At 74.4% G+C, this 13,443-nt stretch carries 6 protein-coding genes; all 6 read left to right on the top strand.

The genetic code is table 11. The features are described from left to right. Positions 1–525 (top strand): ATP synthase F1 subunit epsilon, encoded by a 525-nt coding sequence (atpC, locus tag KF837_26590; protein MBX3230917.1) that lies wholly within the window; start codon positions 1–3, stop codon positions 523–525. 2 nt (positions 526–527) lie between these two features. Next, entirely contained in the window at positions 528–1,121 is a 594-nt protein-coding gene (locus KF837_26585; GenBank protein MBX3230916.1) for a peptidylprolyl isomerase, read from the top strand. Between the two features lie 28 nt (positions 1,122–1,149). Beyond that, a complete protein-coding gene (locus tag KF837_26580) occupies positions 1,150–1,437 on the top strand; it encodes a polyhydroxyalkanoic acid system family protein (protein MBX3230915.1) in 288 nt (95 codons plus the stop codon). A 27-nt stretch (positions 1,438–1,464) separates the two neighbouring features. After that, positions 1,465–6,678 (top strand): hypothetical protein, encoded by a 5,214-nt coding sequence (locus KF837_26575; GenBank protein ID MBX3230914.1) that lies wholly within the window; start codon positions 1,465–1,467, stop codon positions 6,676–6,678. Continuing rightward, positions 6,675–12,164 carry a hypothetical protein gene (locus KF837_26570; protein ID MBX3230913.1) on the top strand — a complete coding sequence of 1,830 codons (5,490 nt, stop codon included), beginning with the start codon at positions 6,675–6,677 and terminating at the stop codon, positions 12,162–12,164. The genes KF837_26575 and KF837_26570 overlap by 4 nt, the downstream gene beginning before the upstream one ends. A gap of 73 nt (positions 12,165–12,237) precedes the next feature. After that, positions 12,238–13,434 carry a polysaccharide deacetylase family protein gene (locus KF837_26565; GenBank protein MBX3230912.1) on the top strand — a complete coding sequence of 399 codons (1,197 nt, stop codon included), beginning with the start codon at positions 12,238–12,240 and terminating at the stop codon, positions 13,432–13,434. Positions 13,435–13,443 lie beyond the last annotated feature (9 nt).

Here is a 13,443-nt window from a genome sequence, read left to right as displayed (position 1 = left end):
ATGGCCGAGAAGATCGAGCTCGAGATCGTCACGCCGAAGGGCAAGGCCCTCAGCGAGAGCGTGGACGAGGTCACCGCGCCGAGCGTCCAGGGCGAGTTCGGCGTCCTGCCGGGCCACCTCCCGATGGTCGCCGCGATCCGCGCCGGCCTCGTCTCGTACCGCGTCGGCAACGAGACCAAGAAGGTCGCCGTCGGCGCCGGCTTCGCGGAGGCGGGGCCGAACAAGTGCCTCATCCTCGCGGACGAGTTCGCCGCGCGCGAAGGCATGGATCCGGTCCCGGTCCGCAAGGAGCTCGCCGAGATCCAGCCGAAGCTCGAGAAGATCCTCAGCGCGACGGAGATGACGCCGAAGCTCGAGGCCGAGAAGAAGGCGCTCGTCGACCAGGAGAACTGGCTCGCCGCGCAGCTCGAGCTCTACGGCGATCCGCCCGCCGCGACGATGCGCCCGTTCGAAGAGTGGGGCCCGCCTCCGTCTCCGATCACGGAGGAGCAGGAGGGGACCCCCGGCGACGAGAAGGCGCACTGAACGTGGCGCCGCTCGATCACGGACATAGCCGCCCCGCCGACGGGCCGCAGAAGTGGGCGTCCGTGCTCGCGGCGCTCGCCGCGATCGGCGTCGCCGGCATGCTCACGTACGAGTCGATGGACGCGAAGCCCGCGGCCGCGGTCCTCGACGCCGGCGCCGCGCCGACGAGCTCGGCCGAGCCCGACGCCGGGACCGGCCCCACCATCGTCACGTCCACGACCGAGCTCGACGCCGGCCTCGCGCTCGCGCTGCCGCTCCTCGGCGACGGCGGGCTCACCCTGCCGGTCGGCGCGCCGCGCGCGGTGAAGATGGGCGTCGTGCTCGTCACGTTCGCCGGCGCGGAGGGCGCGCCCAACAACGCGCGGCCGAAGGCGCAGGCGAAGGAGCTCGCCGACGGCCTGCTCCCGATGGCGCAGGCCGACTTCCACGGCGCGGTCGGCAAGGGCGACTCCGGCTCCGCCGACGACATCGGTCGCATCCCGCGCGGCGTCCTCGACCCGGCGGTGGAGGCGGTCGTGTTCAGCCTCGCCGCGAACGGGGTCTCCGACGTGATCGAGACGCCGAAGGGCTACTGGATCGTGAAACGGCTCGACTAACGTTTTCGGCCTCGGTAGCTTCGCCCGCATGGCCACGATCGACATCAACAAGTCCCACTCCCTCCCCCTCGACGACGCCAAGAAGAAGGCGGAAGAGCTCGCCAACGGCATGGCGCAGAAGTTCGGCATCGAGTGGAAGTGGGACGGGAACACGATCAAGTTCGACGCGAAGAGCGGCGCCGCCAAGGGCACGAAGGGCGAGGTCGCGGTGACCGAGAAGGACGTCCGCGTCGCGATCGACCTCCCGTTCATGCTCAAGATGATGAAGGGCACGATCGAAGAGAAGGTCAACGAGAAGCTCGCTGCCATTCTCTGAGGATCCGCGTATCGTTGTCGCGGCTGAATGCCCGAGGATCCGACGGAGAACCCCGAGGAGACGCCGTCGCCTGAAGAAGGCGAAGACGACTCGCCCGAGGTCGTGACGATGGAGGTCACGGAGGAGGACGAGAGTCCCTCTCCGCGCGTCTCCGTGCCTCCGCCGCTCCCGCCGCCGCGCCGTCCTTCGTTCGTCGACGGCGCCGAGATCAACAAACCGCCGCCGCCACCGCCGCTCCCGCCGCGGCGGGCGTCGGTGGTCGATCCCGCCGAGCTCGCGCCCACCGTCTTCCACGAAGACCCGCACCCGACCATCGTCGACAAGCAGCCGCTGCCGCTCCCGGAGCCGGCGAAGCTCGTCCCGATCATCGCGAAGCCGAAGCCGAAGGACGAGCCGGAGGAGCTCGCGAGCGCGGGCGCCTCGCAGCTCCCGCCCGCGCCGGTGGAGAAGATCGAGGCGATCGCATCCGCGGTGGCGCGCCTCCGCGCCGAGGTCGACGCGACGATCGACAAGGCGCGCAAGGCGCGGCTCCTCGTCGAGGCGGCCGAGATCCAGGAAGGCGGCGGCGACGAGTCGGGCGCGGCGCGCGACTACCTCGCCTCGTACAACTCGGACACGAGCTTCCGCGAGCCGCTCGAGGGCCTCGTTCGTTTGCTCGAACGACGGCGCTCGCTCTCCAACGTCGGGAAGCTGATCGAGGCGCTCGTCGCGGCGGCGTCGACGCCGGAGGAGCGCGCGCGGGCGCTCACCCAGCGCGCGGTGTTCTTCGAGGACGTGCAGAAGGACCTCGAGGGCGCGCGCGGCCTCGCGCGCGAGGCGACCGAGACCGGCGCGATCCCGGCCGAGCTCGGGCCCGCGTGGCTCGCGCTCGAGATGGTGGCGGCGAAGCTCGGCGACGTGGCGCAGCGCGAGGAGGCGCTGACCGGCCGCGCCGAGCTGAGCGAGAACCCGACCTGGCACGGGCTCCTCCTCATCGACGTCGCGCGCATCGTGGCCGCGAGCGGCGACGTCGATCGCGCGGTCGAGATCCTGAAGCGGGCGCGCGAAGAGGGAGGGCGCGCCGCCTTCCTCGCCGCGGCGACGAGCGCGCGCGTCCTCCGCGCCGACCCCGGGCTGCCGGGCACGCCCGACGCGCACGCGCGGAGCCGCCTCCTCGCCGACGCGCTCGAGACGCTCGCCGAGATGATCCACGAGACGATGGGTCGCCCCGCGGAGCGCCCGTCGCTCGAAGGTGTCCCGCTCTGGTGCCGGACGACGCCGCACGTCGTCGACCTGCTCCTCGCCGCCGCCGACGCGCGGACCTCGGCGAACGAGCTCAATCGCGCGGCCCAGCTCCTCGATCGCGCGCTCGCGGTCCTCGCCGAGGCCGCGCCGCGCCACGAAGAGAACACCGCGAGCAGCGAGGTGAGCCGCGAGACCTCCGCCGCGATCGAGCGCATCGTGCTCGCCGAGCGCATGCGCCTCGCCGAGCGCGCGGGCAACACCCAGCTCGCGGCCGAGCTCGCGGAGCGACGCATGGTCGGCGAGACCGACGGCGGGTTCGCGGCCGCGCTCTCGATGCGCATCGCCGAGCACGCCGCGAGCGAGGGCGACGTGCCGCGCGCGCTCGCGGCGCTCACCCGCGCGACCGAGCGCGACCCCGCGTCGGCGCCGGCGCGCGCGCTCGCGATCGACCTCCTCGAGGCGAGCGAGGACGGCGCCGGCTTCGCTGAGGAGCTCGAGGCGCTCTCGCGACACTGCGCGGCGGGCGAGGCGCAGGGCCGCGCGCTCCTCCTCGCCGCCTACGCCTGGGCGACGCGCGCGGAGGACGGGGCGCGCGCGCGCGAGGCGCTCGGCCAGGCGGCGGCGTGCGGCGTCGCGAAGGAGACGATCGCGCGCATGGGGCGGAGCCTCGCGAGCCTCCGCGGCGATCGCGCGTGGTACGCGGACGCGACGCAGGCGCTGCTCGATCACCTCGCGAGCGATCCGACGAGCCCGGAGCTGCCGCCGCTCTGGATCGAGCTCGCGCGCATGCGCCTCGCGCAGGGCGACGAGGCCGGCGCGGCGAAGGCGACCGCCGCGCTCCGCGATCTGCCGGAGGGCGCCTGGATCGGACGCGCGCTCGACGCGCTCGGCTCCTCCGATCTCGATCCCGCCCGCGCGCGCGCCGCGCTCGAGGAGCTCACCGCGGAGATCGAGGACCCCGCCCAGCGCCGCAGCCTCACGCTCGTGTGCGCGCTCCGCGCGCGCGCGGCGGGAGACGAGGCCGCCGCGATCGCGCACCTCGAGAGCCTCGCGAAGGACGACGCGACCGATCCGCTCGTCGGCGCCTACCTCGCCGACATCTTCCGGCTCGCCGGCGATCGCGCCGCGGCTGCGCGTGTCGCGGCCGCGGCCGCGGAGGCGACGGCGGAGGACCCCGAGGCGTCGGCCGCGCGCCACCTCGAGGCCGGCCTCGAGAAGTGGCGCCTCGGCGATCGCGCCGCCGCCGCGCAGCACTTCGAGTCCGCCGCCGCGCTCGAGCCCGACGCGGCGAAGGCGCCGCTCGCGTGGGCCGCGCGCGGCGTCGAGATCGACACGGTGGAGGGGCGGCGCCGCGCGATCGAGCTCGCAGGGAGCGACGGCGGCGCGGCGCTCGAGCGCTTCGGCCTCGAGGCGTGCCTCGGCGATCCGGACGAGGCCGGGACCGCCCTCGCCGCCGCGTTCGGCGAGACGCACGCGCCGATCCGGCTCGCCGCCGCGCTCGGGTGGATCGCGTGGCCGAAGGGGAGCACCGATCCGGAGGCGGTCGGCGCCGCGCTCGATCTCGTCGCCGCCGCGAGCGACAAGACGAAGGCCGCCGCCGCGGCGGAGCGGCTCCGCATCGCGCGCGAGAGCGGGGGCGACGCGCTCGCGGCCGCGCAGGGATGGCTCGAGGCCGGCGGCGGCGCGACGGCGGCGATCGAGTGGCTCGCCGCCGCGATGGCGAGCGGCGAGCTCGCGAGCGAGGTCCCCGCGCGCCGCGCGCTCGCGGAGGTCTCGAGCGACGAGGCGAAGGAGGCGCTCCACGCGAGCGCGGCGCTCCTCGCGTGGGCGATCGCGCCGGACGATCACCACGCGCTCGTGGCGGGCTCGTCGCCGGCGGTGCTGCTCGCGAACCTCGAGCTCTCGCCGCCGGGCTCCGATCCGCGCCGGCGCGCGGCCGCGCTCTCCGATCTCGACGGCGCGCTCGGCGACGAGACCGAGACCGACGCGATGGGCCTCGCGGGCTGGTCCGCCCTCGCCGCGGGCGAGCCCGCCGCCGCGCTCGACGTGTTCCGCGCCGTCACCTCGGTGCGCCCCGACGAGCTGCACGCGTGGGAGGGCGTCCGCGCGGCGGCGGAGGAGCTCGGCGACAAGGAGTCGTACGCGAGCGCCTCGGAGGAGCTCGGCAAGCGCTGCCTCGATCCCGGGCGCGGCGCCGCGTTCTGGGAGCAGGCCGCGATCGCGTGGAGCGATCTCGGCGCGGCGTACGACGCGAAGGTCGAGCCCGCGCTCGACGCGAGCTTCCTCCGCGATCCGACGCGCCCGATCGCGTTCGATCGGTTGTTCCGCCGCGTGCGCGATCGCAAGGACAGCGAGAAGCTCCTCGAGCTCATCGAGCGGCGCCTCGCGGTGACGGACGACCCGCAGGAGATCGCGAAGCTCTACTGGGAGCAAGCGCGCGCGCTCCGCGAGAAGGGCGATCCCGACGCCGCGCTCGACGCGCTCGAGCACGTCACGACCCTCGACGAGAGTCACGTCGGCGCGCTCGCGCTCACGGGCGAGATCTTCATCAAGCGCGGCATGTTCGCGGAGGCGGCAGAGAAGCTGGCGAAGCTCGCGACGGTCGAGGCCGCGCCGGCGAAGAACCGCGTCACCGCCGGCGTCGCCGCGGTCGACCTCTACGAGAACAAGCTCGCGCGCCACGAGGACGCGCTCGAGGTGCTGGTCGAGCTGCATCGCGCGGGGCTCACCACCCTCCCCGTCCGCGAGCGCCTCGCGCGCTCCGCGGCCCGCACTGGCGCGTGGGCGAAGGCGACCGGCATCCTCGAGGAGCTGATGATGGAGCGGCCGGAGAAGGAGGGCCGCGTCGAGGCCGCGCGCCTCGCGATGGCGATCCACCGCGACCGCTTGATGACGCCGGCGAGCGCGATCAAGGCCGCGGCGAAGATCCTCGAGGAGTCGCCGGCCGACACCGAGGCGCTCGACCTCGTCATCGGCCTCGACGCGAGCGTCCGCGAGCGGCGCGCGCTGCTCGAGCGGAGCCGCGACGCGATCCTGCTCTCGCTCCACACCCAGCCCGCCGTCGCCGACTCCGAGAAGCGCCTCGCGCGCATCGCCCGCGCGCTCGGCGACAACGCGCTCGAGCAAGCCGCGCTCTCGAGCGCGATCGCGATCGCGGGGCCCGACGGCTCGAGCGAGCAGCTCGTCGCCAACTACTCGAGCCGCAAGCCGCGCCTCCCGCAGGTGTCGCTCTCGGAGCCGATGATCCGCCAGGTCCTCGCCCCCGGCGACGAAGGCGCGATCTCGGAGCTGTTCGTCGCGCTCGGCCCCACGATCGGCGAGGCGCTCGGGCCTTCGCGCGAGTCGGTCGGGGTGACGAAGAAGGACCGCGTCGATCCGCGCTCCGGCCTCTCGCTCCGCACCGAGATCGCGCAGTGGGCGGGCGCGTTCGGGATCAGCCAGTTCGATCTCTACATCGGCGGCAAGGACGCGAGCGGGGTGCAGGGGATCGCGGGAGACCCTCCCGCGATCGTGATCGGCCCTTCCGTGAGCGCGCCGCTCTCGACCACGACGCGCGCGCGCCTCGCCCGCGAGCTGATGGGGCTCGCGCGCGGGACCACGATCACGCGCTGGCGCGACGACGCGACGGTGGGCGCGATCGTCACCGCGGCGTGCAACATCACGAAGGTCCGCTACGACGGTCCGCCGTACGCGATGCAGGCGGACGTCGAGCGCGCGATCGGCAAGGCGATCGCGCGGCGGACGCGGAACCAGATCGAGCCGATCTGCCGCTCGTTCGTGGCCTCCGGCGCGGATCCGCGGCAGTGGGCGGCCCGCGCGCGGAGCTCGCAGGCGCGCTCGGCGACGCTCGCCTCCGGCGACATCGTGCTCGTCCTCGTCGACCTGTTCAACGAGGGCGTCGATCGCCTCCCCGCGCTCGTCCGCGACGACGCGCGCGCGCACGAGCTCCTCCGCTTCATTCACTCGCGCCCGTACTTCGAGCTGCGACGCGCCCTCGGGCTGGAGGCGCAAGGATGAGCGGCGAAGACCCCAAGGACGTGCTCGGCGGGCTCGGCGACGACGACTGGGACAGCGCGCTCGACGACTGGGAGAAGAACTCGTTCACGCCCTCGATCGCGCCGGCGGTGGAGTCGACCTCGGCCGAAGTGGCGCCCGACGCGGCGATCCCGCCGCCGCCGAAGAGCATCCCGCCGCCGCCGCAGAGCGCGCCGAAGAGCCTGCCGCCTCCGCCGAAGAGCGTGCGGCCCGTCGCGTTCGGCGCCGAGCCCGCGACGCGGCCGCGGCACGAGACCGGCTCGCTGCCGCCCGATCTCCCGCTCCCGCCGGAGGGCGAGGACGAGACGCTGCTCTTTCAGCGCCGGGACCCCGCTCCCGTCGGAGCCCCGTCCGAGAGCGTCGACGTGCCAGTCGACGTGCCGGGGACGTCGACGCCGGATGCGATCGCGACGCCGCCGCCTCCTCCGTCTCCGCCGTCCTCGGCGCGCGGTGGCCTCGAGCAGCTCTTCTCGCGCCAGGCGTCGAGCCCGCGCCTCGACGTGCCGCCCGCGGCGTCGACCGAGCTCGGCCCCTTCCTCGACGACAGCGACGAGACGCTCATCCGCCCGTCGGCGGCTCCCCCCGCCGCGCCGCCGCCGGTGGCGGAGGCGGCGCCGCTGCCGATCCCGGAGCCCGACGAAGACGCGACGATCGCGCTCGACGACGTGCCCGACGACGACACGAACGAGCTGCCCGCGATGCGCGCGCTCCCGCGCGCGGAGACCGAGGTCGCCGCGCCGACGCTGCTCGCCGGCCCCGCGGCGGTGGACCACGGCGACACCGGCGAGAGCCCGTCGTTCCGGATCGAGCCGGAGTCCGAGGGCGCGACGCTCGTCCGGACGTCGCTCGCGCCGCTCGCGCCGGAGACCACGCCCGACGCGCCGATCGTCGGCTCGTCGTCGCCTTGGCTCGACGCCGCGCGCCTCGACAAGTGGAACGCGCGGATCCTCTGGCTCGAGGAGGAGGCGCGCTCGCTCGAAGACGACGCCGCGCGCGGCCGCGCGCTCCTCGCCGTGAGCGAGCTCGCCGCGATCGCGGGCGATCGCGAGCGCGCGCTCGCCTACGCGAACGAGGCGAAGGCGGTCGCGCCGAACCTCCCGCTCGCGAGCCGCCAGGCGCGCCAGCTCCTCCCGCGCGATCCGGACCTCCTCGTCGACGCGCTCGACGCCGAGGCGAGCGAGTCGCCCACCTCCGCCTCGCGCGCGCACGCGACGCTGCTCGCGGCGGACATACTCCGCGCGAACGGCGACGGCGACGCCGCGATCGAGCGCTGGGACAGCGCGTGCAAGCTCGAGCCCGCCGATCCGCGCGCCCCCGTCGCGCGGGCCGCGATCGCGCTCGCGCAGGAGAGCCACGCCTCGGGCGCGCTGAACCTCGCCGACAACTCGGAGCTCGTCGCGTTCGACAAGGCGGTCGCGACCGCGCTGCGCCTCCGCGGCGTCGTGCGCCCCGGAGCGGAGGTCGAGGAGCTGCCGATCAACGACGGCCTCCGCACCGCGCGGAACGCGCTCACCGACGGCGACGTCGTCGGCGCGGCGGCGGCGATCGGCGAGATCGCGGCGATCCCCGAGCTCGCGCACGGCGCGCTCTGGCTCTCGGCCGCGATCGGCTCGGTGCACATCGCGGCGCGGCGCGCGGCGGCGCGCTCGCTCAAGACGCTCGCGGCCGACGACGATCCGCGCGCGCGGCGGCAGCTCGCGGCGCGCGGGATCGAGCTCGGCGATCCGGAGCTCGTGACGGCGGCGCTCGGCGGGACCGCGGAGGCGTTCTCGCCCGCGGAGCACGCGACGGTGGCGCTCCTCGCGGCGTCGAAGAGCGAGCCGAAGGTCGACGTGGACACGGTCGCGAAGCTCGCCGCCGAGCCCTCGCTCACGGCGCTCGCCGACGCGGTCACCGCGCTCGCGCCGATGCTCACGGAGGACACCGGACGCGAGGCGATCGGGCGCTCGCGGCGCGTGTCCGGCAAGCAGGAGACGCGCGCGCTCGCCGCGCTCGGCCGCCTCCTCGCGGCGAAGGAGCCCGACCTCGGCATCGACGAGGCGCTCGAGTCGATCGCGACGCCGAACGCGTCGGCGACGGGTGTGATGCTCGAGTCGGCGGTGCACGGCAAGCGCTGGAGCGAGGTCTCGGAGACGCTCTCCGAGCTCGGGAGCGACGCGAGCGGGATCGCCGCCGCGATCGTCGCGGAGCGCGCCGGCGATCGCGATCGCGCGCGCGCCGCGTGGCGAGCGGCGGCGAAGGGCGAGCGGCCCGGCGAGGGCGTCGTCCGCATCGCGGCGGAGCTGGATCCGGAGGTCGACCTCGGCGCCGAGCTGCTCCGCATCGCGGACGATCAGCCCGACGGGCTCGGACCGGCCGTCCTCCGCCTCGAGGCGCTCGCGCGCGGAGCGGTCGCCGACGACGCGCGCGCGCCGTTGCTCGAGCGCGTGCACCGCGCCGCGCCGCAGCTCGGCATCGGCGCGTTCCTCGCGGAGCGCGTCGCGCGGCGGAAGGGCGACCTCGACGAGGTCCTCCGCTGGATCCAGGAGCGCCGCGCGATCGCGACCGATCCGTTCGAGAACGCGCTCGACGCCGTGCGCGAGGCGCTCCTCGTCGCCGATCGCGATCCCGAGATCGCGAGCCGCCGCCTCGAGGAGGCGCAGCGCGATCGCCCCGACGACGTCGCGTTGCGCGAGCTCCACGAGCGCCTCGCGATCGAGGAGCTCGACGACCGCGGCGCCTGGCGCGAGCGCCGCGCGGCGAAGGCGGCGGCGACCCCGGCCGCGGCCGCGCAGCTCTGGGTCGAGGCCGCGCGCGAGCACGGGCGCGCCGGCAAGTTCGAGGAGATGCGGACGGCGGCGAAGAACGCGATCGAGGCCGGAGACCGCGGTCTCGGCGGACCGCTCCTCGAGCGCGCGGAGCTCGAGACCGGCGACACGACGCGGCAGACCGAGGAGCTCATCGAGGTCACGAAGACGTCCGAGAGCGAGGACGTCCGGCGCGAGGCGTTCGAGCGCCTCGCCGACCTCGACGCGTTCGCGAAGAAGGACGCCGCCGCGGCGCTGCTCTGGCACCAGTCGATCCTCGAGACGTCGCCGCGTCACCTCCCGAGCCTCCGCTGGGTCGAGCAGACGCTGATGACGGAGGGCCGCGACGACGAGCTCGCGCCCGTCTTCGAGCAGATCGCGCTCGCGCTCGACGGCACCGCCGGCGGCGAGGTCACCGGCCACGCGCAGCACTGCGCGCGGCTCCGCGCCCGCGAAGGCGCGGGCCAGCCCACCGCCTACGGCGAGCCGACGCCGTGGGAGAAGACGCACGACATGGCGCGCCTCGCCGCGACGCAGCCGGAGGCCTCGCTCTGGTCGCTCCGCGCGCTCAACGCGCACGCGCGCCTCCGCCAGGACCACGACGCCCTCCTGATGACGACGAACGCGCTCCTCGAGCGCACGCAGCGTCCGGCCGAGCGCGGCACCCTCCTCCTCCGCGCGAGCGAGGCGGCGGCGCGGCTCGGTCGCGTGCAAGATGCACGCAATTACCTCGAGCAGGCCGCGTCGGAGGACCCCGGCGACGTCGTGACGTGGGGCTTCCTCGCCGAGGTCCGCGCGACGGCGGGCGAGCCGCGCGAAGCGGCGGAGGCGTGCGAGAGCCTCGCGCGCACGAGCGTGGTCCGCGAGCACCAGCTCCTCGCCTGGCACGACGCGGCGAAGCTGTGGGGCGACGAGGTGAAGGACGCGGAGCGCGCGATGAGCGCGCTCGAGGCGGCGGCGGAGATCGATCCCACCTACGCCGACGTCTTCCCGCGCCTCACCGCGCTCTACGCCGAGCGCCGGCTCGACGCCGAGCTCGCGCACCTCCTCGAGCGCCGCCTCGAGGGCGCGAACGACGACGACGAGCGGGTCGCGCTCGAGGTCGAGCTCGCGCGCGCGTTCGCGGAGATGGGCGAGCTCGGCAAGGCGAAGTCGGCGCTCGAGAGCGCGCTCGAGAAGCGGCCCGATCACACGACCGCCCTCTCGGCGATGGCGGAGGTCGCCGGCCGCGAGGGCGACTGGGCCGCGGCCGAGTCCGCGTACGTGCGGCTCGCGCGGCTCTTGCCCGACGCCGACGAGCAGCGCCAGATCTACGAGCGCCTCGGCGAGATCTACGCCGTGCACGCGCCGAACCTCTCGCGCGCGGAGGTCGCGTACAAGGAGGTGCGCAAGCGCGCGCCCGACGACCAGGGAGTGATCGCGAAGCTCGTCGACGTCTACAAGCGGATGGGCGACGTGACGAAGGCGGTCGAGGCACAACAGGAGATCATCTCCGCCGCGACCGACCCCGACGCGCGGCTCGCGGCGCTGGTGGAGCTCGCGAAGATCCACGAGCAGGTCGGGCGCGATCCGCGCAAGAGCGAGCAGGTCCTCGACTCCGCGCGCAAGGAGTTCCCGACCTCCGTCGTCGCCCTCCGCGCGATGGCGGAGTTCTACGCGCGGCAGCGGCAGATGCCGGCGATGCAGATCCTGCTCGACCGCGCCGCCGGCGACGCGCGCCGCTCCTTCGCCCAGGGCCGCTTCGTCCCGTCCCTCTTCCAGGTGCTCCACGCCGCCTTCGAGCTCCGCGGCAAGCGCGACGCGGCGAAGGTCGTCGCCGCCACCCTCGCCGCGGTGGAGGGCAACCCCTCCGAGCTCCTCGGCGCGGAGGCGCGCGCGGTCGATCCGCGCCTCGACGACCTCCTCGCGCCGGAGCTCATGAGCCCCGCGCTGCGCGTGCTCTTCCAGCGCGCCGGGAGCGCGGTCGACGCGGTCGCGGCGGTGGACCTGAAGGCGCTCAAGGCCGCCCCGCTCCAGCCGGGCACGCCGATCGGCGCCACCGTCGGCTCGGTCGCGACCGTGGTCGGCCTCGGCGCTTTGCAAATTCTGGTCTCGCCGAACCTCGGCAAGGTCGCGGTCCCGCTCGCGACGAACCCGCCGACGCTCCTCGTCGGCGAGCCGCTCGCGCGCGCGCGGAACGAGGCGGCGCGCATGTTCGTCGTCGTCCGCGCGCTCAAGATGATCCTGAGCCACGCGTCCGCGCTCGTGCGCGCGAACGAGCAGGACATCCCGGTCCTCGTCGCGGCCCTCTTCACCGCGTTCAACCCCACCTACGTGCCGCAGGGGCTCGACCCGAAGCGCCACGCCGAGCTGGCGCGCCGCATCGGCGCCGCGCTGCCGCGCAACGTCGATCCCACCGTCGGCGTCATCGCGCTCGAGGCGGCGGGCATGGTCGGCGCGCAGTGGCAGGCGCTCGCGACGGCGGGCTCGTCGTGGGCGAACCGCGCCGCGCTCCTCGCGATCGGCGATCCGAACGGCGCGCTGGAGGGGATCGCGTGGACGCTGGGCCAGGAGGGCGCCCCCACCGCGCCGGAGGAGCGCGCGGCGTGGATCGCGCGCCACGTCGAGGCGCGCGACCTCATGACCTTCAGCGTCACCGACGCCTACTCCGAAGCGCGCGCCCAGCTCGGCGTCGACCGCTGACGCACATCGTCACCTGCGCGAAGCGTGACGGCTTCTGCAGCTTTTCGCGCGCGGTCTCGCTATCCTCGAGCGCATGAAGCGCTTCGGTGTCGGCGTGGGGCTTTTCCTGTTTGCGATCGCGGCCTGCGGTCATGACCTCCGCGGGAGCGAGCGCGAGGAGACGATCGGGAGCGCGGCGCAGCCGCTCATCGCGGAGCCGGAGGCGATCACGGGCGCCGATCTGAAGGAGAAGGAGATCGTCCTCACCTTCGACGACGGGCCCGGACCGCTCGACGTCACCGGCGAGCTCGCGGAGTGGCTCTCGAAGCGGCCGAAGCCGATCGTCGCGACGTTCTTCGTCAACGGCGCGTGCATCAAGGCGACGACGCTCGAGAACCACAGCTGCTCGCAGCCCGTCGCGGACGCGGAGAAGTCGCTCGAGAAGATCCGCGCGACGGGGCACTGGGTCGCGAACCACTCCACGACCCACCGCGCGATGCCGAGCATCGGCGCCGAGATCACGAAGGACATCGAGGAGACGGACACCTCGATCGCGAAGTACACCGTCTACAACCGCCTCTTCTTCCGCGCCCCCTACGGCGCGTGGAACGACGCCGCGTTCAACGCGGTGAAGGACTCGCCGATGAACAAGTACGCGGGTCCCGTGTACTGGACGGCCGGCGGCGGCCCGACCGACACCAACCGCGCCGCGGACTGGGAGTGCTGGCAGAAGAACATGACGACGAAGGCGTGCGGCGATCTCTACATCAAGGAGATCCTGGCGCTGAAGAACGGCATCGTCCTCTTCCACGACGCAGTCGGCAACACCGGCAATCACAACGAAACCAGCGGTACCGGCAATACCGTCGACATGGTGAAATACATCGTGCCGAAGCTCGAGGCGGAGGGCTTCACGTTCAAGACGCTGGGCGACGTGCCTTCGCTCGCGAACGTGCTACCGAAGTGCGACGCGTCGTGCGGCTCCGAGTGCAAGGGCCCAGGCGCGAGCGACTGCATCACGTGCCCCGACGGCAAGGCGGCGACGGACGGCAAGTGCGCGAGCGGCAACGCGTCGTCGACGTCGGGCGACAGCAGCAACGGCGGCAGCAGCAACACGTCGTCGACGTCGGGCGACACGAGCAACGGCGGCATCCGGCAGACGCCGAACGAGGCCGCGCCGGCGGACGAAGGCTGCAACGCCTCCCCCGCCTCGAGCGGCTCGCGCGGCGGCTGGCTCGCGGCCGCGCTCGCGCTCGGCCTCGCGCTCTCCCTCCGCCGCCGCCGCGCCTGACGCGCGCTC

Source organism: Labilithrix sp. (genome assembly GCA_019637155.1).
Taxonomy (GTDB): domain Bacteria; phylum Myxococcota_A; class Polyangia; order Polyangiales; family Polyangiaceae; genus Labilithrix.
Note: the sequence above shows the minus strand (reverse complement) of the source record. Positions and strands in the feature narration are given on the sequence as shown.

Coding starts and splice junctions, on each gene's coding strand:
- atpC (MBX3230917.1), top strand. CDS start 1: ATGGCCGAGAAGATCGAGCTCGAGATCGTCACGCCGAAGGGCAAGGCC.
- KF837_26580 (MBX3230915.1), top strand. CDS start 1,150: ATGGCCACGATCGACATCAACAAGTCCCACTCCCTCCCCCTCGACGAC.
- KF837_26575 (MBX3230914.1), top strand. CDS start 1,465: ATGCCCGAGGATCCGACGGAGAACCCCGAGGAGACGCCGTCGCCTGAA.
- KF837_26570 (MBX3230913.1), top strand. CDS start 6,675: ATGAGCGGCGAAGACCCCAAGGACGTGCTCGGCGGGCTCGGCGACGAC.
- KF837_26565 (MBX3230912.1), top strand. CDS start 12,238: ATGAAGCGCTTCGGTGTCGGCGTGGGGCTTTTCCTGTTTGCGATCGCG.